The following is a 24,513-nucleotide window of genomic DNA, read 5'->3' as shown; positions in this document are numbered from 1 at the left end:
TCAGCCTGCCATGCTCTGCAGCCACATCTCGAGCACCCCCAGCTGCCAAAGAGTGTTGCCGTCCAACGTGGTTCGCGTCTTGTTAGGCGCGGCCAGCAGGGCGTCGACGGTCTCGGGGCGGTACAGGCCGCGGCTGCGGGCGGCGTCGTTGGTCAATGCGTCCCGCACCATGTCGAGCAGTTCGCCGTGCAGGTGGCGGATGCCCGGCACCGGGAAGTAGCCCTTGGTCCGGTCGATCACCTCGGCGGGCAGCACGGCGCGTGAGGCGTCCTTGAGCACACCCTTGCCGTTGCTGGCCAGCTTCAGGTCGGGCGGGCACGTCGCCGCCAGCTCGACGAACTCGTGGTCCAGGAACGGCACGCGCGCTTCCAGCCCCCATGCCATGGTCATGGTGTCGACGCGTTTGACCGGGTCGTCGACCAACATCACCTGGGTGTCCAGCCGCAGCGCGGCGTCCACCGCGGTGTCGGCGCCGGGGGCCGCGTGGTGGGCGGCGGCGAATTCGAAGCTGGCGTCCACATCGAGGTTGTATTCGGGGGAGAAGATCTCCAGCACGTCGCTGTGGCTGCGGTCGAAGAACACCTTGGCGTAGGCGTCGGTGGTCTGCTCGCGGGCCACGTTGGCCAGCGGCGGGTACCAGCCGTAGCCGGCCAGGATCTCATCTGCCCCCTGCCCGGACTGCACGACCTTGACCGACTTGCTGACCTCTTCGGACAGCAGGTAGAACGCCACACAGTCATGGCTGACCATCGGCTCGCTCATCGCGGCAATGGTTTTGGGCACCGCGGGCACCAGCCGCGAGGAGTCGATGTGGATCTTGTGGTGGTCGGTGTCGAAGGTCTTGGCGATCAGGTCGGAGTAGAAGTACTCGTCGCCGGATTCGCCGCCGGCCGAATCGAAGCCGATGCTGAAGGTGGCCAGGCCGTGCTGGCCCTGTTCGGCCAGCAGCGCCACCACGACCGAGGAGTCGATGCCGCCGGACAGCAGGACGCCGACGGGCACGTCGGCGACCATGCGCCGGGCGACCGCGGCACGCAGCGAGTCCATCAAGGCGCTCTCCCAGTCGCGAACCGACCAGGACGCCCGCGCGGGGTCGCGGCAGAACTCCGGCCGCCAGTACACCGTGTCGGTCTGTTTGCCGTCGGGTTCGATCACCCGGATCGTGGCTGGCGGTAGTTTGCGCACGCCGCGGTAGATCGTCCGCGGCGCCGGCACCACGGCGTGGAAACTCATGTAGTGGTGCAGCGCGTAGCGATCCAGTTGGGTGTCCACGTCCCCGGCGTTGAGCAGCGCGCGGACGTTGGAGGCGAACCGCAGCCGGCCGGGTGTCTCGGCCAGATACAACGGCTTGATCCCGAGCCGGTCGCGGGCCAGCGTGACCACACCGGTGTCCTGATCGACGATCGCGAACGCAAACATGCCCTTGAAGCGGTCGACGCAACGCGGACCCCACTTGTGGAAGGCCTTGAGGACGACTTCGCTGTCGGCGGTGGAGAAGAAGCGGTATCCGGCGCCCTGCAGTTCCTTGCGCAGCTCTTGGTAGTTGTAGATGCAGCCGTTGAACACCAGGGTCAGCGCCAGATCGCTGTCGACCATGGGCTGGGAGCCGCGGCTGGACAGGTCGATGATCGACAGCCGCCGATGCCCGAACGCCACCCGGCCGTGCGCGACTAGGCCCTGGCCATCAGGCCCGCGGGAAGTCATGGCGCAGGTCATCTTGCTGACCGCGCCGACATCGGCCGGCTCCCCGTCCCAGCGGATCTCACCGCAGATACCGCACATTTCTCCTGCTTCCGTTGCTTCGCTCAATTGATCATCGCTGCTGCCGGCAGCAGGTCCAAGTTGCCCGACTACCCCCAACCGGACCACGAATTAACACGTCGTGATCGATGACTCGCCGCCGCGTCGGCGCGGCCCGCATCACAAGCCATTCTCCCACGTTAAAAGGCTCAATTTACGATCGCGTTAAGCGCCGCTCGTTCACTGCTGCGCCGGCGCTTCCGGTGCTTTCTCGGTGGTCTTCTCCGGCGCCAGATGGCGCCACCAACAGGTGATGTAGATCAGCATCGACAGCACCAGCACGACGATCACCCAGAGCACCACGCGCACATCGATCCAGGAGCCGAACGGCGGCGCGTTGGGCAGCGCGTTACGCAGCGGCACCACCGCGAACAGCATCGCCGCGTACCAGGTCGTCATCGGCGGTTGGAACTTGCGTTTGTCGCGCGCGGTCTGCACGGCGACGAGCAGGCCCACCCCGGCCAGGGCGACCAGCACCCCGACGATGACGACGGCGAACGCCACGGTGCCCGCCGACCGCCGCAGCTGGACCCGGTACGGCGCCAGCCCGTCGGACGTGCTCGGGGCGGGGATGGTGATCTGCCATCCGGCGAGCCGGTCGACGAAGGTCACCGCGGCGCGCTCGGGCACCTGGTCGGGGCCGCGGAAGAGTTCCACGGTGACGGGGCCGGACAGGTAGTGGTCGAACGGCCAGTTGGCCACGTCACCGCTCAGGGTCAGCGGGACCGGGAACGTGCCCGGCAGCATGTCCTTGGACCAGCTGCGCTTGGTGGGTGTCGCCGTGGAGGTGACGACGACGCTCAGTTCCTCGGTCAGGCCGTGGGTGCGCGGGTCCAGCAGGGCGGGGCCGGGCGCGATGGCCAGGTTGGTGAGCAGCACCGTGTTGCTCTGCGCGACGTCTTGCAGGTCGATGGTCACGGTGGTCCCGTCGGACGTCGGCTGCCCTTGGGTCAGGTCGTGCGGGCCCTTGCCGGCGCTGCCGTACAACGACGTGGACGCGAAGTAGGCCACGATGAACAGCAGCAGACCGGCGAGGCCCACTTTCACGGTTGCCCCTCGGGCCGCAGATGTCGCCACCAGCAGGAGACGTAGAGCGTCATGGACAGCACCAGCACGACGATGACCCAGAGCACGACCGTGACATCGATCCAGGCGCCGAACGGAGGCGAATCGGGCAGCGCGTTGCGCAGCGGTACCACCGCGAACAGCATCGCGGCGAACCAGGTTGTCATCGGCGGCTGGAATTTGCGTTTATCGCGCGCGGTCTGCACGGCGACGAACAGGCCCAGGCCGGCGAGTGCGACCAGCACCCCGAGCAGGACGATGGCCAGCGCGATGGTGCTCGGCGACCGATGCACCTGCGCCCGGTACGGCGTCAGGATGTCGCCGGTGGTGCCGCCTTCCACGTCGAGCTTCCAGCCGGGAAGCCGGTCGACGAATCCCACCGACGCCCGTTCCGGCAGCTGCGGGGCGCCGCGGAACAAATCGACGGAGACCGGCTTGGAGCTGTAGCTGTCGAAGGGCCAATCCGACACGTCGCCGGTGATGTTCAGCGATACCGGAAAGACGCCGGGCTGCGTGCCCTTCGGCCAGGACCGGCTGGTCGGCGTGGTCGCGGAGGTGACGGTGACGGTGAGGTCTTCGGTGAGGTTCCCGGTGCGTGGATTCAGCAGCGCGGGTCCGGGCGACACGGTCAGGTCGGCGACCAGCGCGTTGCGATACGGCTGGATGCCCACGACGTCCAACGTGACCGTCGTCCCGTCACTGGCCGGCGTGGCTTGGGTGAGCGGGTGGGATGGTCCCATGCCGGCCAGCGCGTAGAGCGCGACCAAGCCGACATACGCCGCGACGAAGGCCGTGACGCTGGCGATGCCCCATCTCATCAGCGGTCGGGTTACTCGACGGTGACGGACTTGGCGAGATTTCGCGGCTTGTCGACGTCGTAGCCGCGGGCCTGCGCGACCGCCGCGGCGAACACCTGCAGCGGGATGGTCGACAACAACGGCTGCAAAAGCGTTGAGACAGCCGGGATTTCGATCAGGTGATCGGCATAGGGCCGCACGGTGTCGTCGCCCTCCTCGGCGATGACGATGGTCACCGCACCGCGGGTCTGGATCTCGCGGATGTTGGACAGCAGCTTGGCGTGCAGGGTGGCCTGTCCCTTGGGTGAGGGCATGACGACGATCACCGGAAGGTCGTCTTCGATCAGCGCGATCGGGCCGTGCTTGAGTTCACCGGCCGCGAAGCCCTCGGCGTGCATGTAGGCCAGTTCCTTGAGTTTGAGCGCGCCTTCCAGGGCGACCGGGTAGCCGACGTGGCGGCCCAGGAACAGCACGGTCGAGGACTGGGCAAAGCGGTAGGCCAGCTCGGCGACCGGGTCGGTGGCCGCGATGACCCGGGCCACCAGCTCGGGCATGGCTTCCAGCTCGTGGTATTCGCGTTCCACCTCGTCGGGGTACTTGGTGCCGCGGGCTTGGGCCAGCGCCAGGCCGACGAGGTAGTTGGCGGTGATCTGCGCCAGGAAGGTCTTGGTCGACGCCACACCGATCTCCGGGCCGGCGCGGGTGTAGAGCACCGCGTCGCATTCCCGCGGGATCTGCGAACCGTTGGTGTTGCAGATGGCCAGGACCTTGGCTTTCTGCTCCTTGGCGTGGCGCACCGCTTCTAAGGTGTCGGCGGTTTCACCGGATTGGGAGATGGCCACCACCAGCGTGCTGCGGTCCAGCACCGGGTCGCGGTAGCGGAATTCGCTGGCCAGTTCCACTTCCACCGGCAGCCGCGTCCAGTGCTCGATCGCGTACTTGGCAAGCAGGCCGGAGTGATACGCCGTGCCGCACGCGACCACGAACACCTTGTCGACTTCGCGCAGTTCCTGGTCGGAGAGCCGCTGTTCGTCCAGGACGATGCGACCGCCGACGAAGTGCCCGAGCAGGGTGTCGGCCACCGCGGCGGGTTGCTCGGCGATCTCTTTGAGCATGAAGTACTCGTAGCCGCCCTTTTCCGCGGCGGCCAGGTCCCAGTCGATATGGAACTCGCGGTACTCGACGTCTTGATGTCCGTGGAAGTCGGTGATGCGGTAACCGTCGGCGGTGATCACCACCGCCTGGTCCTGGCCGAGCTCCACGGCGTGGCGGGTGTGTTCGATGAAGGCGGCGACGTCGGAGCCGATGAACATCTCGCCGTCGCCCACGCCCACCACCAGCGGCGTGGAGCGGCGGGCGGCGACGATGGTGCCCGGGTCGTCGGCGTTGGCGAACACCAGGGTGAAGTGGCCTTCCAGCCGGCGCAGCACGGCGAGCACGGAGGCGACGAAGTCACCGGCGGTGTCGCCGTGGTGATAGGCGCGGGCCACCAGGTGCACGGCGACCTCGGTGTCGGTGTCGCTGGCGAACTCGACGCCGGCGATCTCCAGCTCGTGGCGCAGGCTGGCGTAGTTCTCGATGATGCCGTTGTGGACGACGGCGATCTTGCCCGCGGCGTCGCGGTGCGGATGCGCGTTGCGGTCGGTGGGGCGACCGTGGGTGGCCCAGCGGGTGTGGCCCAGCCCCGTGGTGCCGGACAGGGCATTCGGCGTCATCTCACCGATGGTGTCCTCGAGGTTGGCCAACCGGCCGGCACGGCGGCGCACCGTGAGTTTGCCGTTCCCGGCGACCAACGCGACGCCCGAGGAGTCGTAGCCTCGGTACTCCATCCTGCGCAGTGCGTTCATGACGATGTCGCAGGCAGGACGCTGCCCGACGTACCCGACAATCCCACACATAGGTGACCAGGGTAGTGCAGGCGGGGATTTATCACCTGGACCGGCGGTAACGTTTACCTGCCCACCTGCGCGAAAGGCTCCCGTGTCTTACCCGTACCAGCAGCCGTCCGGCTATCAGAACCAGGCGATCTACCACCTGAGTTTGATCGAACACATCGGCGCGGTGATCTTCTTCAGTCAGCGCAGCTACACCGTTACCGGCACGCTGGAGCAATGTGAGCAGGCGTACCGCCGCGCGCAGACCCACAATCTGGCCGCCGGCTGGTGGAGCGTAATGTCGCTGCTCTTGCTCAACTGGATCGCGTTGTTCTCCAACCACAGCGCCATTCGCAAGGTGCGCGCCCTGGCGCAGCAACCGCACGCCCCCGCGCAGCTCGCCGCCCCTTCGACACCGCCGGGCTGGTATCCCGACCCGTCCGGACAGCCGGTACAGCGTTACTGGGACGGCGGCACCTGGACGCACTGGACCCATCCCCCGAGTCACCGCTAACGTCGACGGGTGGCCCGCACCCGTAAGCTCGTCGCCGCCCTTTCCCGCCGTGGTCCGCACCGGGTTTTGCGCGGTGACCTGGCCTTTGCCGGTCTGCCGGGCGTCGTGTACACCCCCGAAGCGGGACTGAACCTGCCCGCCGTCGCGTTCGGCCACGACTGGCTCACGCCGGCCTCGCGCTACGCCGGACTGCTCGAGCACCTGGCGTCGTGGGGCATCGTGGCCGGGGCGCCCGACACCCAGCGCGGACTTGCGCCGTCGGTGCTGAACCTGGCCTTCGACATGGGTGTCGCCCTGGATATCGTCGCCGGGGTTCGGCTGGGGCCAGGCGAGATCAGCGTGCACCCGGCCAAGCTGGGACTGGTGGGCCACGGTTTCGGCGGTTCGGCCGCGGTGTTCGCCGCGGCGGGAATGCCGGACAAGCCCGCGGCGGCCGCAGCGATCTTCCCGACCGCGACCACTCCCCCGTCCCAGCAACCGGCCGCGACGCTGCAGGTGCCGGGTCTGATCCTGAGCGCGCCCGCAGATCCGCAAACCCTGAACTCCAACGCATTCGAGCTGTCGCTGGCCTGGAAATCGGCCACCCTGCGCATCGTCAGCAAGGCCGAAGCCGGCGGTCTGGCCGAGGGCCGGCGGCTGGCGCAGGTGGTCGGCCTGCCCGGTCCGCACCGCAAGACCCAGCGCGCGGTCCGTGCGCTGCTGACCGGCTTCCTGTTGTACACCCTCGGCGCAGACAAGACCTATCGCGAATTCGCCGATCCCGACGCGCAGTTGCCGCGCACCGACGCCCTTGATCCCGAGGCGACGCCGGTGACCCCGGAAGAGAAGATCGTCGCGCTGCTTAAGTAGATCCATGTCGCACTTCACCGAGTTGTACGAGCGCTGGATCACCGAGTTGTGGGCGGGTCGGCCGATCGCCGCGGAAATCGTCACCGCGGATTTCGTCGGGCATTGGCCGAACCGGGACGTGCACGGGCCCGCCGAACTCGAACGAATCGTCGAAGAAACCCGAAACATGGCGTCGGATCTCAGCTTTCGGATCGAACTCGGCCCGTTCGGTGACGGCGATCTGGTCGCCGGCCGCTGGGTCGGCACCGGCCGCGGACCCGAAGGACCCGTCTCGTTCACCGGCAATGACATCCTGCGCCTTGCCGGTGACGGCCAGCGGTTCGCCGAGTACTGGACCGGCACGTCGGCGGGCTGAGCATGCGAATCGGCATCGGGCTGGACTATTCGGGCGGCTTCCACGACGCGGTCGAGCGGGTCGTCGCACTGGAGAAGGCCGGCATCGACATCGCCGTGGTTGCCGAGGCGTACGCCTTCGACGCGATCAGCCAGTTGGGGTATCTGGCCGCCCGGACCACTTCGGTGGAATTGGCGTCCGGGGTGTTGCCGATCTACATCCGCACGCCGTCGCTGCTGGCCATGACCGCTGCGGGATTGGACTACGTGTCCAACGGCCGCTTCCACCTCGGCATCGGCACCTCGGGGCCGCAGGTGATCGAGGGCTTTCACGGCGTCGAGTTCGACGCCCCGTTGGGCCGCACCCGCGAGATCGTGGACATCTGCCGTCAGGTGTGGCGCCGCGAACGGGTCAACTACCCCGGCAAGCACTACCAGATCCCGCTGCCCCCCGAGCGCGGCACCGGCCTGGGCAAATCGCTGCAACTGATCAATCACCCAGTGCGCGAACGCATTCCGATATCCATCGCGGCGCTGGGCCCGAAGAACGTCGAGCTCACCGCGGAAATCGCCGAGGGCTGGCAGCCGGCGTTCTTCTATCCGGAGAAGGCCGACTCGGTGTGGGGTGAGGCGCTGGCGGCCGGTGCAGCCAAAAGGGATGCCACCCTGGGCCCGCTGGACGTGATGGTGGGCACCTCGTTGGCCATCGGTGACAACGTGGCGGATCGACTGGCCTGGACCAAGCCGCAACTGGCGCTCTACCTCGGCGGCATGGGCGCCAAGGGCCGCAACTTCTACCACAGCCTGGCCACCCGATACGGGCACGGCGACGTCGCCGACCGCATCCAAGAGCTGTACCTGGCCGGCCGCAAGCGGGAGGCGGTCGAGGCGGTGCCCGACGAACTGGTGCGCGGCATCTCGCTGATCGGCCCCCGCGGGTTCATCGCCGAACGGCTCGCCGTCTTCGCCGCCGCCGGGGTGACCACGCTGTTGGTGCGGCCGGTGACCACGGACTCGGCCGAAGCGGTGCGCTTCGTCGAGGAGCTGCTGGCGCTGCGGCCGTCCTGACCGTCACCGCCCCGCCTGCGGCAACTCGTCGGCCGCGATTTCGCAGGGCGTCTTGCCGCCCGTCGGCGCCGCTGGCGGTGGCGCGGCGACCGGCGGCGTGACCGGTTCGGCCCCCGGTTGGGGTTCGGTGACCGGTTGGGGTTGGGCCTGCGGCGGCGGTGCACCCTGATTCACCGCGCCCTGGATGGGTTCGTCCGGTTTCGGCTCCTCCTCCTCGACGGGTCCGTTCTTCGCATCGGCCTTTTCGGCCTGGTCGGTCTTGGTGTGCTCGTCGTCGTCTTCCCCGGCGTCGTCGCCGAACGGGTCGTCCTCTTCGTCGAGGTCGTCCCCGGCGCCCAGCGCATCACCGAGGGCGGAAACGATGCGGCTGGCCAGTCCCCCCAACCCGCCGGCACCGGCACTCGCCGGCATGCCCCCGGAGGCGCCACCCAGGCCGCTTCCCAGGTCCGGCATCGGTTGTCCCGGTGGCGAATTCGGCGCCGCGGTCGGTGCGGTCGGCGGGTTCGGTGCGGTCGCTACGCTGTCCGCGGGCGCGCCGGCCGGATTCGGCGACGCCGCCAAAGCCCCTGCCCTGAGCGGCATATCGGCTCCCGAAGTGCCCGCGGCGACCAAGGGCGCGCGAGACACGGCGGGCCGCGGCGGCGCGTCCGTTGGTCCCAGGTCGCCGGGAATCTCGAAGCCGGGGTGCGCGGCGGCCGCCATTCGGTCGGTGACCATGTCGTAGGACGCCTGCACTGCCACGCGCGCTGACTGCATGGCGCCGCGCCACTCGTTGCCGATGTCGTTGTCTACGTGCGGCATCACCTGCTCGCGCACCAGCGCTTCGGCCGTCGACCGGTCCCCCGCCCCCGACGTCACGGCCGCGGCGGCGGCCAACCACGCCGGACGATGCGCCAGTGTGCGGTCGTCGATAGCGATCGTGGTGGCCACTTTGGCGTCGACCAACTGCCACAGGTTGTCGCGCAACGACTCCGACCGTTGCGCCGCCGCCCGCAGTTCGGCGGTCAACCCGGTCCCCTCGGCGCAATGCCGCTCGAGAAACCGCACCGCGTTGTCCGCCGCCGGTCCGGTCCACGCCGTCGCCAGGGCGGCCAACTGTGCACGCTCGAGCTGCAACGCTTCGCCGACCGCGGCACCGGCGGCCCGCAGCTGTGCACAGTCACCGTCGAGCACGTGCAGGTCGAGCCCTTCTTCGCCGTCGTAGGCGTCGCGGAGTTGGGCGATCAGGTCGGGATGGCCGTAGCCCAGCGCCTGACAGGCCCGCACATAGGTTTCGGCGTGATCGACCGCCGCTCGGCCTTCCGCAAGACGTCCGGCCACATCCAACCGGTCGGCCATCCTCAGGCGATCCGCGCCGCGGCGTATCGGTCGGCAGCGGCGTAGCGGTCGGCCGCCGAGCGCAGCGCGACCGCGATCTCGGCGGCCGCGCGCGCCCACTGTGACAGCTCGGCGCCCAGCCGGTCCAACGCGATACGCAGCGCGTCACCGCGCGTGGTGTGCGCCCGACCGGCGTGTGCGGCGCCGAAACCCAGCTCCGCCAGATGATTACGGACCGCACCGTTGATCAGGTCGGCCGCGTCGTCGATCCGGTCGGCCACCGTGTACACCGCGGCGACGTCGATGCCGGCGGCAGTTTCTGCATTGTCGAGTCTCATACCAAGTTCGACGCCGGATACGGCGCCGCGGTTCCAGACTCTCAGCGCGCGGCGCTCACCGCGTCCGCGACGCTGGCGGCCAGCCGCTGCGCGATGTCTTCTTCGGCGGCCTCCACCATCACCCGGATGACCGGCTCAGTTCCGGAGGGCCGCAACAGGATTCGGCCGGTGTCGCCGAGCTCTGCCTCGGCCTGGCCGACGGCCGTCTGGACCGACGGCGCGGCGGCGGCGGTGGCCTTGTCGGCAACCTCGACGTTGATCAGCACCTGCGGCAGCGATTGCATGGGCGCGGCCAAGGCAGCCAGTGCGGATCCGGTCTGCACCATGCGCGTCATGAGCCGCAGTCCGGTGACGATGCCGTCGCCGGTGGAGCCCCACGCCGGCATCACGATGTGGCCGGATTGTTCGCCGCCCAGGCTGAATTGACCGGCGCGCAATTCCTCGAGAACGTAGCGGTCGCCGACGCCGGTGGTGCGTACGGAGATGCCGGACGCGCGCATGGCCAGGTGCAGACCGAGGTTGCTCATCACCGTGGTCACCAGCGTGCTGGAGGCCAGTTCGCCGGCCTCCTGCATGGCCAGCGCGAGCACCACCATGATGGCGTCACCGTCGACCAGGTCACCGTTGGCGTCGATGGCCAGGCAGCGGTCGGCGTCCCCGTCATGGGCCAACCCGAGGTCGGCGCCATGGGCGAGAACGGCGGAGCGCAGCGGATCGAGGTGAGTGGAGCCGCAGCCGTCGTTGATGTTGAGGCCGTTGGGTTCGGCGTTGATGGCGATGACGCGGGCGCCGGCCGCCCGGTAGGCCCGCGGCGCGACGCTGGACGCCGCGCCATGGGCGCAGTCGACGACGACGGTCAGTCCGTCGAGTCGGTTGGTGCTGGCCTTGCTCACGTGGCGCAGGTAGCGGTCCGCCGCATCGACGGCGTCGACGACACGGCCAAGCCCGTCCCCGATGGGACGCAGACCCGGTCCGGCCGCCACCAGGTTCTCGATCTCGTCCTCGGTGTCGTCGTCCAGCTTGTGGCCGCCGGGGCCGAAGATCTTGATGCCGTTGTCGGGCATCGGGTTGTGCGACGCGGAGATCATCACCCCGAAGTCGGCGTCGTAGGCGCCGGTCAGGTAGGCCACCGCGGGCGTGGGCAACACTCCGACCCGCAGCGCGTCGACACCTTCGCTGGTCAGGCCGGCGATCACCGCGGCTTCCAGCATCTCGCCGCTGGCCCGTGGGTCGCGGCCGACCACGGCGACCCGCCGGCCCGGCTTACCCGTTGACGTCAGGTGCCGCGCCGCCGCGGCACCCAGAGCCAGAGCCAATTCGGCGGTCAACTCGCGATTGGCGACCCCACGGACGCCGTCGGTGCCGAATAGTCGACCCATACGGACAAACCTTTCACAGTTGACAGCCGTGCACATACCCACTTTTGGCCGCGAGCGTCCCTATCGGTCGGTCGACACGCCGATGAAAGCGCGCAAAATGCCCGCTCGCGGCCAGAAAGTGATCGCTGATCAGCGCTTGCTGTACTGAGGCGCCTTGCGCGCCTTCTTCAGGCCGTACTTCTTGCGCTCGGTGGAGCGTGGGTCGCGGGTGAGGAAGCCGGCCTTCTTCAGCGCGGGCCGGTCCTCCGGTGAGGCGATGATCAGCGCCCGGGCGATGCCCAGACGCAGCGCACCGGCCTGACCTGACGGACCGCCACCGTGCAGCAGGGCGAAGACGTCGTAGTTCTCGGTGCGCTCGACGGTGACCAGCGGGACCTTGATCAGCTGCTGGTGCACCTTGTTCGGGAAGTAGTCCTCGAGGCTGCGGCCGTTGAGGTCGAACTTGCCGGTGCCGGGCACCAGGCGCACCCGCACCACGGCCTCCTTGCGGCGGCCGACGGTTTGGATGGGCCGCTCGAACACGAATGACTCGCTGGGAGCGGCCAGCTGGCCCTCGTTCTCGGGAACCTCGGTCGTCTCGGTGCTGGTCATTGCGCCACCTGCTTGATTTCGTACGGAACCGGCTGCTGAGCGGTGTGGGGATGCTCCGGGCCGGCGTAGACGCGCAGCTTGCGCTGGATCTGGCGGCTCAGCTTGTTCTTGGGCAGCATCCCGACGATGGCCTTCTCCACCACCCGGTCGGGGTGCTTTTCCATCAGCTCGCCGATGGTCCGCTTACGCAGGCCGCCGGGGTAGCCCGAGTGGCGGTAAGCCATCTTGCTCTGCAATTTGTCGCCGCCGATGGCGACCTTGTCGGCGTTGATGACGATGACGAAGTCACCGCCGTCGACGTTGGGAGCGAACGTCGGCTTGTGCTTACCGCGCAGCAGGGTGGCTGCCGCGACGGCAAGACGGCCAAGCACTACGTCCGTGGCGTCGATGACGTACCACGACCGCGTGGTGTCACCCGCCTTGGGCGCGTATGTAGGCACAGCGCTTACCTATTTCTTTCTCTCGGGCGGATCCCGGTACCAGCCGGGTGCCGGTCAGGCTGCCACGGTGGGGATGGTCTCGGCGACCGACATTGACCCGAGGCCCCAGCTTTCCGTACGCCAACCGAGCAGCATACCGACGGCCGTCCCCGCAGGTCAAAATGACTGTGTGGTCCCGGCGGCTCTCCCCCACCGGGACCACACAGAGTATGCGGTTTCGCTACCGCGCCCAGGCGCCGGCCGCGCGGCGGTCCGCGCCTGCCACCTCCTCGGCCCCGTCGCGCACCGCGTTGCCCAACTCGACCAGGATCTCGTTGAGCGCGGTGGCCGCCTGATGCCACCTGAGCTGCTCGACCTGGTAGGCGGCAGCGGCTTCTCGGGTCCACAGTTGCTGCAGCGGCGCGATCTGTGACCTCAGCTCTTCCAGCGCGGCATTGAAGCGCGCGGAGGTGGTGTGAATTTCCTGGCGCACCGAGTGTTCGATGGCCGCGAAGTTGTACGACAGCACTGGATCCACGACTGATCCTTCCCGCTCAGAGGTGTCCGCCGGCGGCGGCGATGTGGTGGGCGTGGGTTTCGCCGGCCTCGCGCAGCACGGCCTCGTTGTGCCGGATGGTGGCACCGATCTCGCTCAGCACGTGATAGAGCCTGGTGGACTCGGCGTTCCAGCGGTCCACCACATCCTTGAAGCGCGCGGCGGCCAGTCCACCCCACAGGGACGGCGGCACAGCGCTCATGCGTCCGATGAACGCTTGCAGCATCGCTCGGATCTCGTCGTTGCGGGCGTCCGTCGTGGCGGCGACGGAACGCATCAGCTCGAAGTCGGTGTTGAGCGTGCTCATACCTAGTTCGACTGCGGCCGACCGGATTCGGTTCCATCGATTTCGGCTAGTTGACCGCGTGAGCCGATCCGACCGCCTGCTCACACGCGGCGCGCACGGCGTCCCGGGCGCCCGGCCGGCTCTGGCATCCGATGCTGATCCGGACATCGCCGTCCAGCAGCACCGTCCACCAGACATGGTGCACGGCACGTACTTCGCGGTAGGTCACCGCGGGTCGGCCGGCGCTGAGAGCGGACGGGTGGAAGTCGACGAACACACCGGCGGGTTCGGCGTCGATGGCCCGTTTCAATCGTTCGGCCGTGCCGGCCAGCGTCTCGCCGGGCACCTGTGACTGGGTGACGTGCAACGCCACCTCCGGATCGGCCGGTGAGGTCACCTGGACTCGTGCCGAACCGGGCCCGGCGACCACCCGCTGGGCAGACCAGTCGGCGGGCACCGTCAGCGCCACGCGTCCCTCTACCAGTACCGAGGTAGGCGCGGTGTGCGTCCGGGACGGGCCGGGATGGTGCGCGGCAGCGACGGCGGGGACCACAAGGGCAAGTGCGGCGAGGACGACGCCGGCGCCGATTCGGGCAACAGAGCGCGGTGGCGGCGCCTCGGCCGGTTTGGTGGGAGGGATCGCACCGGCCCGTCGAGCCAGCCGCGTCAGCCTCGCGTCGTCGACTGCGACGACCGTCTGCTGCACCGCGTCGGTGATCGCCGACGCCAGCGGCTGGGCACCGGCAATGGTGTTCGGCGCGTCGATCAGCACCACCGCCGACGTGTGGTCGATCAGCGCTGAGACTTGCCCGGGCCCGGCCGGGCGCGGCACGGCAGCGACCGTCTTCCCGGTGACCGCGACCAGTTGATCGGCGATTTCGATGACGGCCGCATCAGCCGCATCCGGAAGCGCCTGTGCAAGCAGCCATGATCGGGGATGCGTCTGCGCGTCGACGCCGAGCGTGCCCGCAGCGGCGGTCACCACGCCGATCCGCGCCGCCGACCACCACGACGGGTGCACGACAACCACGCCGTCCGGATGACCGGACGCCAATGTCCGCAGCATGCTCGACCACAGCGAGGCGACCGCAACCGGGCGCTCGCCTACCAGTGCCACATCGTCGTCGATTGCGGCCAGCGCAGAGTCCGCCACCTTCCCGGATGAACCTGCGGCACAACATATTCGACGGATATCGCCGGGGCCTGCCTCGATCACGGCGCGGTGCCCGCTCATGGGGGCGGGCTCCAGGCCAGCTGCACAACTTGCTCGTCGCCGGTCCTGGTCGTCAGCACAGCACGACCGGGCGGCAACGGCCCAGGGTTATTCGACCCGAGCAGCACGCCGTCATCCGGACTCGCGCTCATCAGCAGACCCAGGCAGCCGAGCTCACGCAGGCCGGCGAGCAACGGCTCGAACAGCGCACGCGCCGCACCGCCGCTGCGTCGCGCCACGATCACATGTAGGCCCACATCGGCGGCGTATGGCAGGTAGTCGAGCAGCACGGCCAACGGGTTGCCGCCCGGCGCCGCGACCAGGTCGTAATCGTCGACCACCAAATAGATTTCGGGTCCGGACCACCACGACCGCGTCCGTAGCTGCGCGGGTGTGACATCCGCAGGTGGCATGCGCTGCTGTAGCCGAGCTACCAGGCTCGGCAACAAGGCGGTGAGCGCCGCGGGTGACATGGCATAGCCGCCCAGGTGATCGGATTCGGCCACACTCAACAACGTGCGCCGAAAGTCGACGATGACAAGCTCGGCCTGTCCGGCAGTGCTGGTGCGGATGAGCTCCCGGCACAGCAGGCGCAGTAGCGATGTCTTGCCGCAGGCGTTGTCTCCGAGCACCAGCAGATGCTGTTGCCGCTGAAAGTCCAGTGCTACGGGCCGCAGCCGGCGTTCGTCAATGCCCAGCAGGATCTGGGTGCTCACTTCGTGTGAGGCCCGCTGCAGCACCGCTTCGTACTCCACCCGATCGGGCAGCAGCGGTATCGGCGGCGCACCCGAACCGGCCGTGCCGCAACGAATGTCGGCTCCGCTCAGTTGCGGTAGGGCGATCAGCATCTGCAGCCCATCGTGTGACAGGCCGCGGCCTGGCCGGTTGTGCGGAACTCCTTGCGCCTGCTTGCGATCCACTTCGGAGTCCGCGGGATCGCCCAACCGCAATTCGATGCGGGTGCCGATCTGATCTTTGAGCGCCGGCCGGACCTCGGCCCAGCGCGTCGCGGACAGCACGACATGGACGCCATAAGAAAGCCCTTGCGCTGCCAGCGCGGTGACGGGTTCCTCCAACGCCTCGAATTCCTGACGCAACACGCCCCAGCCGTCGATCACCAGGAACACCTCCGGGAACCGACCGCCGGTCCCGGGCCCGCGGTGGTGGGCCTCGCGATCCCGCACCATCGCCTCGAGTTCGGCGACCATGCGCCGGACCAGCCTTCGGTCGGCTCGACCCGCGACCGTGCCGACATGCGGCAACTCGCCCATCGAGGCCAACGCTCCGCCACCGAAGTCCAGGCAGTAGCAATGCACATCGTCGGCGTCATGGGTAGCAGCCAACGCCAGCAGGAGGGTGCGCAGTGCGGTCGACTTGCCCGACTGTGGCCCACCCACTATCGCGACATTGCCTGTGGCACCGGACAAGTCGACGATCAGTGGGGTTCGGCGCTGTTCGAAGGGTCGGTCGACGATGCCGATGGGCACCGTCAGAGCCGGTGCCGCCCCGGACAGAAGTTCACTTACCGCTGGTGCGGTGTCCAGCGGCGGCAACCACACCCGGTGTGCGGGCGGCCCCTGCCCGGACAGCCGGTCCAGCACCGCTTGGGCTACGGTCGGCCGGCGTGTCGTACTGGCGGGGACGCGATGGACGCTGCGGCTGGTGAACAGCCGCACCTCATCGGCTGCCGGATCGCGCTGCGTTACCGCAAGCGGCGCGGAAACATACGACGTCTGGAACCGGGTGAGCTCACCGCTCGCCGACCGCAGCAGACCCGCACCCGGGGTGTTTGGTAACTCGTAGGCGTCGGTGGTGCCCAGCACGGTTCGTGAATCGCTGGGCAACAACGTCTTCAGGCACACGCGGTAGGACAGGTGAGCTTCCAGTCCCCGTAGCCGACCCTCCTCGAGGCGCTGACTGGCCAGCAGCAGGTGCATACCCAGCGACCGGCCCAGTCGGCCGATCGCGACGAAGGTGTCCGCGAAATCGGGATGCTGGCTGAGCAGCTCGGCGAATTCGTCGACGATGATGAACAACGTGGGCAGCGCCGGTAACGCCGCGCCGCCACGCCGGGCCCGCTCGTAGGCCGCGGTGCTGACGAAGTTGCCCGCCGACCGCAGCAGGCGTTGCCTGCGGTTGATCTCGCCATTCAGTGCGTCTTTCATCCGGGCGACCAACGGCGCCTCCGCGGCGAGGTTGGTGACGACGGCGCAGACGTGTGGCGCACCGGCAAGGTCTAAGAAGGTGGCGCCCCCTTTGAAGTCGACGAGCAGCAAGTTGAGCACCGCCGGGGAATTGCGTGCCATCATTCCCACCGCGACAGTCCGCAACAGCTCGGATTTGCCTGAGCCCGTTGCACCGACGCACAGCCCATGTGGACCCATGCCACCCTCGGCCGACTCCTTGATGTCGAGTTCGACGGCCACTCCGTTGGGTGTCACGCCGATCCGCACGCGAAGTTGGTCGTCGTGTTCATCCCACCCGGGTTGCGCGGCGCGCGGGCGACCATGGCGGGTCGCCAGGCGGCGGGCGCACACCAGCGCGTCGAGCGCACTCATCTGGTCCGGGCACACCAGCGGCTGAATCTGGTCGCCGACCCTGACCGTCAGCGGCCCGCCCGACCCAGCCACCCGGATGGTGGTCACCGCGCCACCGCAGTTGCCGCGCTCGTCGGTGTCGGTGATCACCACCACCCGCGCTGCCGACACCTCGGCCAGCGCGGTATCGGCCTGCCCCAGCGTCGAATACACCATCGGAACCGTCGCATCGTCAGCGCAGGGATGTCGGTTGTGCGGCAACCACTTCAGCCAATCCCAGTCCTCCTGCGTCGCCGCACAAGCCACCGCGGCGATCAACACCTCGTCGGGAGAATGCAGCACGGCCAACTGGCAGACCATTGACCGCGCCAGCGCGCGCACCGCGGCCACCGCACCCTCGATCGTTATCGGGCCGCGCAGCGGTATCGCGACGGGCACGTCGTCGACGGTGGAGTGTGTGCGCAGGAACCGCGCCAATGCCGTGCCGGTGACCGGATCGGACCGGTGTGCGGTCGTTTCTGGCGGGGCCACCAGACGAGTTGCCAGCGGTTGATTGCCGCGGCCCACCCGGATGCGGCAGAACTCCGGATCATCCGGTCGCCGCTCCCACCTGCGCGACCCGCCGATCAACGGCCACAGCGTGTCAGGATCGGGATGTGCCCGCTCAAGCGAGAAACGTTGTCGTGCGGCTATTTCCGTCACGGTATGACGCAGCCCGCTCAAATAGTCCAGGTAGTCGACTCGGTCGGCGTCGATGTCGGGACGGGCGCGGCCGCTGAACATGCTCACCACCAGTGAACCCAACATCATCACCGGGAAGGCGAGGAAGGTCGGATTGCGCGCCATCGGCGACCCCGAAGCCCACGCCACCGCCATCACTGCGAACGTGGCAACCGACATGACGACCGGGAGCACCCGCAGCAGCAGACCGGAGGACGTTGACCGCGGCACCTCCGGCGGTGCGGCGACCTCGATTTCCGCCGATCGCGGCCCGTGTTCCATAACGGCCGATGACGTTAGACAGCGGGGCGTGTCGCCGCAATTCACTTGTGGATAGCCGAATACTGGCCCGCCGCGACTCCGATTAACCTGCCGAGCAACACGTTTGGAGGGCCAATGGCGGAATCTGTTCAAGGCATACGCCGGGTGTGCGTTCATTCCGGCCCGGCCGCCGTCGACGTGTCCTTGCCCGCCCAAGTTCCGGTCGCCACCCTGATACCTGCCCTCGTCGACCTGCTGGGCGAGAAATGCGGCGACACGGCGACGCGTTATCACCTGTCGCGCCTGGGCTCGGCAACGCTGCCCGCCTCGACGACGCTGGCGCAGAACGACATCGGCGACGGCACGGTGCTCATCTTGAGCCAAGAGGTGAGCAGAGCACCGATTCCGCGATATGACGACGCCGCTGAGGCGGTGTCGACGACGTTGGTAGTAGTCCAGCCCCGCAACGCCACGCGCATCGGTGGAGCCCTTGCGGCCGGTGCCTTCACCACCGCATCTGCGGTGACCGTGACGGCGCACGGGCCGGGCGCCGGGAGCACCTACCTGACCGCGGGTGTCACCGGGGCGGCGGCCGTTATGGCCTTGTTGGCCGCCGGCATTGCGCAGCGGTCACGTGAAGACTCGACGGCGACGGTCACGCTTGGCCTGATCGCCGTCGTCTTCGCCGCGGTAGCCGGATACCTGGCCGTGCCGGGTCCGCCCGGCCTACCGAATGTGTTGCTGGCGGCGATGACCGCCGCGGTTGCCGCCGTCCTCGCCACTCGCCTATTGGGTTGCCGCACAGTCGCGTTGACCGCGGCGGCCGGCTTTGCCGGGATGACGGCAACCAGCGCGCTGGCGGGTGTGCTCACCTCCGCACAGCCGCAGACGGTAGCCGCCTTCGGCGCCCTGGCTTCCCTGGCTCTAGTGGAGCTGGCACCGCGCATCGCCATCGCGGCCGCGGGGTTGTCGCCGAGCGACGACGACGTCCCCGCGGACAAGCTCACCGCCCAGGCCGTGTGCGCCGATCACTGGCTCGCCGGCCTGTCCGCCGCCTTCGCGGCGTCGACCGCCGTCGGCGCCGTGGTCGCCGCGTGCATCACGCCACGAGGTCTCGCCCTATCCGGCATCACCGGTCTGCTCCTGCTGCTGCAGACACGAAACAGGAGGAACAACCTGATGTTCGCCGTCGGCGGAATCATTTCCGCGGCAACCACATTCGCGCTCACCGCCGGGCGCGTACCCCAACACAGTCCCTGGATCGCGGCGTCGGCCGCGCTGCTGACCGCCGCGGCGATCTACACCGGATTCCTCGGCCCCGACATGCCGTTGTCGCCGCTGGCCCGCCGGGGCATCGACGCGCTGGAATGTCTGGCGCTGATCGCGGCGGTGCCGGTGACTTGCTGGGTTAGCGGGATATTCGACGGCGTCCGCGCGCTGCATCTGGGATGAGTGGGGCCGGCACCCGGGTGCTGCGACTGGGCGCGGTCGCGGCGATCGTGGTCCTGACCGAATGCGGCACACCGTCAGCGCATGCCGTATCCCCGCCGCCGATCGACGAAAAGTGGCTGCCCGCACCGGCAGCGCCGGCACCCTCGCATCCGACGGTGCAACGGGAGACGTGTACGGCGGCGCCGGCCGTTGCGCCCATAGACACGCCCAACCAGTTAACCGGCCTGGATCTGCCGCGCGTGTGGCCACTGACCCGCGGGGCCGGCCAGCGGGTCGCGATCATCGACACCGGCGTCTCGCGACATCGGCGGCTGCCGAAACTGATGCCCGGCGGAGACTATGTGTTCACCGGCGACGGCACCCAGGACTGTGACGCACACGGCACCCTGGTCGCCGGAATCGTCGGCGGGGCACCCGATGCGGCCGGCGACCAGTTCAGCGGCGTGGCACCCGACGTCACGTTGATCGGCATTCGCCAATCCAGCGCCAAGTTCGCAGCGATTGGACACGGCAGCGGCGTCGGCGACGTGGACACCATGGCCCAGGCGGTCCGGACCGCCGCCGACCTCGGCGCGTCCGTCATCACCATCGCCTCGGTGGCGTGCGCGCCGGCGGCCGACGCGCTTGACGACCGCGCGCTCGGCGCCGCCCTCGCTTATGCGGTGGACGTGAAGAACGCCGTCGTCGTAGCCGCGGCAGGCAATACCGGTGGTGGCGCGCACTGTCCGCAGCAACGGTCCGACGCCACCCAAGACACCGTCACCGTCGCGGTCAGTCCCGCCTGGTACGACGACTACGTGCTCACCGTCGGATCGGTCAACGCCGCCGGATCGCCGTCGGAGTTCAGCCTGGCCGGCCCGTGGGTCGATGTGGCGGCGACCGGGGAGGCGGTGACATCGCTCAGCCCGGTCGGCGATGGGTTGATCAGTAGCGTTGCCGGTCAACCGCTTTCGGGCACCAGCTACGCCGCGCCGGTGGTCAGCGGGATCGCCGCACTCATCCGCGCCCGCTTCCCGGCGTTGACCGCACGACAGGTCATGCAACGCATCGAGGCGACAGCACACCACCCACCAGCGGGATGGGATCCATTCGTCGGCAACGGCACGGTCGACGCGATGGCCGCCGTCAGCACCGACCCCGGGCCGCAACCCGCCAACCCGCCGCATTCACCCACGCCGATCAGCTCGCCGCCCGAACCGCCCGCGCGACCGAAGACGAGCGCCCGCAACACGGCAGTCGGCGGCGCGGCTGTCGGCCTGCTGGTCGTGGTGGCGGCTGGCGCGTCCGGGCGCTTACGGCGGCCCCGCCGCGACGATGTCACGAGCCACTGAGGCTTTCTCCCGACTCAGCTCCGGACCGCTTGGCAGCGTCGCCAGCATCGGCCATGGCGCCGCGCTGGCCGCCGCCGGCAAACCGAGGTCATGTGCCGCTTCGTCGTCGTGGACGGCAAACCGGGCACCGGTGTCGGTGACGAGATAACGGCTACCGGTGCCCTCGCCAGACAGGTTCCGCGCCGCGACGTAGGCGCTGCGGCCGGGCGGGAGATGGAACGCGTCCAGCGCCGGACCGCGGCCGTCGGCTTGAGACAAGGTCACCGGACCCTGGCCCGCCGGAAACGGCGGCCCGCTACCCACCGAGATCACCACCTCGGCAGGCCCGTGTCCTCGTGGGGCCCACGTCGCACATACCGCGGCCGCGTCGGAAACCTCCGGCGCCCGATCCGGGAAGGTGGAGACCGGCAGCTCGTTCACCACCGGCGCGGCGCGAATGGCGTCGGGCGCCACGACCGCAACGTCGGCGCTGCCCCGCGAGTCGCCGAACCGCAGCAGATCGGCGGTGACCTGGCCGATCCGCTGCACACCGGCACCGAGCACGACGTAGGACTCCTCGCCCTGCACGCGTGTGATGCGCAGCACAGTTCCGACCGCGAACCCGGGTAGGCCCGATGCGGTCCGCCCGGCCGCGCCACCGACGTGGGGAGCGGTGATCGGCGGCGCCTCGGGAACGCTGTTGAGCAAAGCCTGGGAGACCAGCCGAGGTTTGCGTCCCTCCAGCCGCAAAGCCCGCACCGCCGCCCGATCGGCCAGGTCCACCACCGCGCGCTGACCGCGATACAGCAGATAGGCCGGCGCGCCGGAAACCGGCGCCACCAGGACGGCCCGCTCGGCGCCCAGTCCCTGGACAGCAACCCGGCCCACCAGAACCGTTGTGACGCCGGGTGCCTCGCCGTCACACACGGTCCACACCGATTCCGAGGCCGGCAGCGGCCCGGCCAGATCCGCCGGCGCCCCCGGAATTCCCAGCAGCGGGCCGCGTTTCGTGCGACTCAGGTCCGAGTCGTGCACCGGCGTGGGGTTAGCACTCGTCGCCGCGATCAGCCGGGCCGAGGCCAGATTGAGCACCGGATGCCAAGTCTCGCCCACCCGCACGTACAGCGCCCCGGACTCCCGGCTCATGACGATCCGCGCGTCCCCGAGCCCCGGACGCGGATGCAGTACCGCCAGGGCGGCGCATCCGGCCACCGCGACCGCCGCCACCAGGCAGCCCAGCGTCGACCCGACAGCGTGCGGGCGGCTGACGCTGCCGAGATCCCGGCCGAGCAAAGCCGCCTCGAGGCGGCGCAGCAGGAATCGGCGTGCGCTGATCTGCAGCCACGTCGTCCCCTGTCGCGACACATGACCCCCACGAGTCCGGCGAATCGCCCCCTACGGTAAGGCGACCGGCCACCGCAGCTCACCGCTCATCCACAGTCTCGGAAATTTTGCTGGTCAGCCGTTGCGGGTAAAATTCTCGAGGTGTTAGAGCTCCGCATTCGCCGCCAGGTCGGTCGGGCCGGCCTGGGCGCCGCAGCATTGGTCGCCGCCGCCGTCGTATCCCCGAGCGCAGCAACCCCGGTGGCATCAGCCGCCGACTGCCACGACGCCGAGGTCGTGTTCGCGCGCGGCACCAACGAACCACCAGGCATGGGCCGCGTAGGCGACGCATTCGTCACCTCGCTGCGCCAGCAGACCAACGGCATGGACATCGGCACCTACGGGGTGAACTACGCCGCCAGCAAGCTGCAGCTGCACGGCGGTGACGGCGCCAACGACGTCATCAACCATGTGAAGCAGACCGTGTCCTCCTGCCCGAACACCCAGATCGTGTTGGGCGGTTACTCCCAAGGCGCGTCGGTGATCGACATCGTAGCCGGCGTTCCGATCGGCGGCATCAGCTGGGGCAGTTCGCTACCGCCCGAATACGCCAGCAACATCGCCGCGGTGGCGACCTTCGGCGACGTGGCCGACCGCGCCGGCGGAGCGGTGCCCAATGCCAGCCCGCTGTTGGGCGCCAAGGCCATCGACCTGTGCAACCCGCAAGACCCGATCTGTCACGCCGGCGCGGGCAACGAATGGAGTGGCCACACCGAAGGCTACGTCCCCGCGTATACCACGCAGGCGGCCACCTTCGTCGCGGGCAAGCTGTTGGCGGGGTCTTCGTCGCACCTGCCCGGATCGACCCCGTTGGTGCCCGGACTCGGCCCGCAAGTACCGCAGGCTCCGGGCACCGCACCGATTCCCGGCCTCGGCCCGCAGGTACCCGGAACGCCGGTGCAGGCGCCGGGCTCCGTCGTCGCGGTGCACTGACGCGACGAGCGTAAGCCCATCTGGCCTATGCGCCTCTAGCGATCCCGGGTGCGCACGTCCCGCGTGATCAGCACCCGAGACGCCAGTTGGTCATCGGGCGGGTAGTCCACCCTGGCCAGCGTCAATCCCTGCGGCGGCGCGGCGGCGAAATCACTGGAACGTTCGGTGACGCTGAGCAGTTCACGACACCACGCCGCGGTGCGCCTGCCTTCCCCGACCGCCAGTAGTGCCCCCACCAGCGAGCGGACCATCGACCAGCAGAACGCGTCGGCGCTGACCTGCGCCGTGATCAGATGCCCCTGGTGCGTCCAGTCCAGCCGCTGCAGGTCGCGGATGGTGGTGGCGCCCTCCCGGTGACGGCAGAACGCGGCAAAGTCGTGCAAACCCAACAACTCTCGCGACGCCACCGTCATCGCATCCACGTCCAGTTCGCGGGGCCACGCGGTGACGTAGCGGGCCTGCTGGGGCTCGACACCGTAAGGCGCCGTGGACAACCGGTACACGTAGTGGCGTCGCAGCGCGGAGAACCGGGCGTCGAAACCGGCTGGCGCGCGGTTGATGTCGAGGACCCGGACGTCGGCGGGCAGGAACCGGCCCAACCGTCGCAGCAGCGGCAGGAATTCGGGATCGCCGTCCCGGACCGACCGGGAATAGGCGTTGGGTATGGCGTCGATCGGCACGTCGACGTGGGCCACCTGCCCGGTGGCGTGTACGCCGGCATCGGTGCGTCCGGCCGCGCGTAACCGCACCGGAACGCGGAAGACGGTCGTCAGCGCCTCATCGAGGACGCCGGCGACCGTCCGCTGCCCCGCTTGTGCAGCCCAGCCCGCGAAATCCGTTCCGTCATAGGCTATGTCGAGCCGCAGACGAACAACGTCACTAATTCTCGGCGGCCTCGTCAGCGTCTTCGACACCCGCTTGCGGGGTCGCGGCCGCCGCCTCGGGGGTGTCTTCGACCGCAGAATCCTCGGCGACCTCGTCGGCTGCCGAATCGTCCACCGCCGCCGGCTCGACCGACGCCTGCGGTGCCGCGGCCGCCGCCTCCGGCGCGGCCTTCTTGGCCGGCTTGGCCCGACGCGCGCGATCCGCCTCCGAGGTGACCGTCTTCTCCCGCACCAACTCGATCACGGCCATCGGGGCATTGTCGCCCTTGCGCGGCTCGACCTTGATGATGCGGGTGTAACCGCCGTTGCGGTCGGAGAAGAACGGCCCGATCTCGGCGAACAAGGCGTGCACCACATCCTTGTCCCGGATCTTCTTGAGCACCTCACGCCGATTGTGCAACGTGCCCTTCTTGGCGTGGGTGATCAGCTTCTCGGCGTAGGGCCGCAACGCCCGGGCCTTCGGCTCGGTGGTCTTGATCCGGCCGTGCTCGAACAACGACGTGGCCAGGTTGGCCAGCAGCGCCTTCTGGTGCGAAGACGACCCGCCGAGGCGAGGGCCCTTGGTGGGCTTGGGCATTGCGACTTCTCCTAATTGGGGCCGGTCCCCGTATCAGGTAGGACCGGGACGGATTTC

23 protein-coding genes are annotated in these 24,513 nt (G+C 68.9%); 7 read left to right on the top strand and 16 right to left on the bottom strand.

Going from position 1 to position 24,513, the window contains the following annotated elements:
• The 4 genes from I2456_RS05685 to glmS form a co-directional block, all read right to left on the bottom strand.
• On the bottom strand, positions 1-1,782 hold the full coding sequence (locus I2456_RS05685; protein ID WP_085073718.1) for an N-acetylglutaminylglutamine amidotransferase: 1,782 nt from the start codon (positions 1,780-1,782) through the stop codon (positions 1-3).
• Positions 1,783-1,980: 198 nt separating this feature from the next.
• A complete protein-coding gene (locus I2456_RS05680; RefSeq protein ID WP_085073717.1) occupies positions 1,981-2,847 on the bottom strand; it encodes a DUF4436 domain-containing protein in 867 nt (288 codons plus the stop codon).
• Positions 2,844-3,683 carry a DUF4436 domain-containing protein gene (locus I2456_RS05675; protein WP_085073716.1) on the bottom strand — a complete coding sequence of 280 codons (840 nt, stop codon included), beginning with the start codon at positions 3,681-3,683 and terminating at the stop codon, positions 2,844-2,846. Before I2456_RS05675 ends, I2456_RS05680 begins: the two co-directional genes overlap by 4 nt.
• Positions 3,684-3,694: 11 nt before the next feature.
• Positions 3,695-5,560 (bottom strand): glutamine--fructose-6-phosphate transaminase (isomerizing), encoded by a 1,866-nt coding sequence (gene glmS / locus I2456_RS05670; RefSeq protein WP_085073715.1) that lies wholly within the window; start codon positions 5,558-5,560, stop codon positions 3,695-3,697.
• A gap of 82 nt (positions 5,561-5,642) precedes the next feature.
• Here glmS and I2456_RS05665 point away from each other — a divergent pair, with 82 nt between their 5' ends.
• Genes I2456_RS05665 through I2456_RS05650 form a run of 4 tightly spaced genes read left to right on the top strand, consistent with a single transcriptional unit; the run spans position 5,643 to position 8,300 of the window.
• Positions 5,643-6,050, top strand: a complete 408-nt coding sequence (locus I2456_RS05665; RefSeq protein ID WP_241007867.1) for a DUF2510 domain-containing protein — start codon at positions 5,643-5,645, stop codon at positions 6,048-6,050.
• A gap of 9 nt (positions 6,051-6,059) precedes the next feature.
• On the top strand, positions 6,060-6,899 hold the full coding sequence (locus tag I2456_RS05660) for a dienelactone hydrolase family protein (RefSeq protein WP_085073713.1): 840 nt from the start codon (positions 6,060-6,062) through the stop codon (positions 6,897-6,899).
• A gap of 4 nt (positions 6,900-6,903) precedes the next feature.
• Positions 6,904-7,254 (top strand): nuclear transport factor 2 family protein, encoded by a 351-nt coding sequence (locus tag I2456_RS05655; RefSeq protein WP_085073712.1) that lies wholly within the window; start codon positions 6,904-6,906, stop codon positions 7,252-7,254.
• Between the two features lie 2 nt (positions 7,255-7,256).
• Positions 7,257-8,300: an LLM class F420-dependent oxidoreductase gene (locus I2456_RS05650; protein ID WP_085073711.1), complete on the top strand. Its 1,044-nt coding sequence runs from the start codon at positions 7,257-7,259 to the stop codon at positions 8,298-8,300.
• A 3-nt stretch (positions 8,301-8,303) separates the two neighbouring features.
• Here the strand turns inward: I2456_RS05650 and I2456_RS05645 are convergent, their stop codons facing one another.
• From I2456_RS05645 to eccCb, 9 genes are all read right to left on the bottom strand, one after another.
• On the bottom strand, positions 8,304-9,638 hold the full coding sequence (locus I2456_RS05645; protein ID WP_085073710.1) for a hypothetical protein: 1,335 nt from the start codon (positions 9,636-9,638) through the stop codon (positions 8,304-8,306).
• A 2-nt stretch (positions 9,639-9,640) separates the two neighbouring features.
• A complete protein-coding gene (locus I2456_RS05640) occupies positions 9,641-9,955 on the bottom strand; it encodes a type VII secretion target (RefSeq protein ID WP_068033781.1) in 315 nt (104 codons plus the stop codon).
• 41 nt (positions 9,956-9,996) lie between these two features.
• Positions 9,997-11,334 carry a phosphoglucosamine mutase gene (glmM, locus tag I2456_RS05635; protein WP_085073709.1) on the bottom strand — a complete coding sequence of 446 codons (1,338 nt, stop codon included), beginning with the start codon at positions 11,332-11,334 and terminating at the stop codon, positions 9,997-9,999.
• Between the two features lie 129 nt (positions 11,335-11,463).
• Complete coding sequence (gene rpsI, locus I2456_RS05630) at positions 11,464-11,925, bottom strand: 30S ribosomal protein S9 (protein WP_085073708.1); 462 nt, start codon at positions 11,923-11,925, stop codon at positions 11,464-11,466.
• A complete protein-coding gene (gene rplM / locus I2456_RS05625; protein ID WP_068033786.1) occupies positions 11,922-12,365 on the bottom strand; it encodes a 50S ribosomal protein L13 in 444 nt (147 codons plus the stop codon). Before rplM ends, rpsI begins: the two co-directional genes overlap by 4 nt.
• A gap of 220 nt (positions 12,366-12,585) precedes the next feature.
• Positions 12,586-12,882, bottom strand: coding sequence for a WXG100 family type VII secretion target (locus tag I2456_RS05620; RefSeq protein WP_068158781.1), 297 nt, complete (start codon positions 12,880-12,882; stop codon positions 12,586-12,588).
• 16 nt (positions 12,883-12,898) lie between these two features.
• Entirely contained in the window at positions 12,899-13,207 is a 309-nt protein-coding gene (locus I2456_RS05615) for a WXG100 family type VII secretion target (RefSeq protein WP_068033790.1), read from the bottom strand.
• A 46-nt stretch (positions 13,208-13,253) separates the two neighbouring features.
• Complete coding sequence (locus I2456_RS05610) at positions 13,254-14,420, bottom strand: type VII secretion-associated protein (protein WP_085073707.1); 1,167 nt, start codon at positions 14,418-14,420, stop codon at positions 13,254-13,256.
• Entirely contained in the window at positions 14,417-17,938 is a 3,522-nt protein-coding gene (gene eccCb, locus I2456_RS05605) for a type VII secretion protein EccCb (protein ID WP_085073706.1), read from the bottom strand. Before eccCb ends, I2456_RS05610 begins: the two co-directional genes overlap by 4 nt.
• Positions 17,939-18,052: 114 nt before the next feature.
• Here eccCb and eccD point away from each other — a divergent pair, with 114 nt between their 5' ends.
• Both eccD and mycP read left to right on the top strand, forming a co-directional pair.
• Complete coding sequence (gene eccD, locus I2456_RS05600) at positions 18,053-19,369, top strand: type VII secretion integral membrane protein EccD (RefSeq protein WP_085073705.1); 1,317 nt, start codon at positions 18,053-18,055, stop codon at positions 19,367-19,369.
• Positions 19,366-20,700 carry a type VII secretion-associated serine protease mycosin gene (gene mycP, locus I2456_RS05595; RefSeq protein ID WP_085073704.1) on the top strand — a complete coding sequence of 445 codons (1,335 nt, stop codon included), beginning with the start codon at positions 19,366-19,368 and terminating at the stop codon, positions 20,698-20,700. Before eccD ends, mycP begins: the two co-directional genes overlap by 4 nt.
• On the opposite strand, the gene eccB is transcribed toward mycP, so the two are convergent.
• Entirely contained in the window at positions 20,662-22,044 is a 1,383-nt protein-coding gene (gene eccB / locus I2456_RS05590) for a type VII secretion protein EccB (RefSeq protein WP_085073703.1), read from the bottom strand. The two genes, mycP and eccB, sit on opposite strands and share 39 nt — an antisense overlap.
• 120 nt (positions 22,045-22,164) lie before the next feature.
• Between eccB and I2456_RS05585 the strand changes: the two genes are divergently transcribed.
• Complete coding sequence (locus I2456_RS05585; protein ID WP_241007866.1) at positions 22,165-22,995, top strand: cutinase family protein; 831 nt, start codon at positions 22,165-22,167, stop codon at positions 22,993-22,995.
• A 35-nt stretch (positions 22,996-23,030) separates the two neighbouring features.
• Here I2456_RS05585 and truA read toward each other — a convergent pair whose 3' ends face one another.
• Positions 23,031-23,909 (bottom strand): tRNA pseudouridine(38-40) synthase TruA, encoded by an 879-nt coding sequence (gene truA, locus I2456_RS05580; protein ID WP_085073702.1) that lies wholly within the window; start codon positions 23,907-23,909, stop codon positions 23,031-23,033.
• Positions 23,875-24,456 carry a 50S ribosomal protein L17 gene (gene rplQ, locus I2456_RS05575; RefSeq protein WP_068158769.1) on the bottom strand — a complete coding sequence of 194 codons (582 nt, stop codon included), beginning with the start codon at positions 24,454-24,456 and terminating at the stop codon, positions 23,875-23,877. Before rplQ ends, truA begins: the two co-directional genes overlap by 35 nt.
• Positions 24,457-24,513: the final 57 nt, after the last annotated feature.

Origin of the sequence: Mycobacterium kubicae (genome assembly GCF_015689175.1) — a bacterium.
Lineage (GTDB): Bacteria > Actinomycetota > Actinomycetes > Mycobacteriales > Mycobacteriaceae > Mycobacterium > Mycobacterium kubicae.
This window is presented reverse-complemented; position numbering and strand designations above follow the sequence as displayed.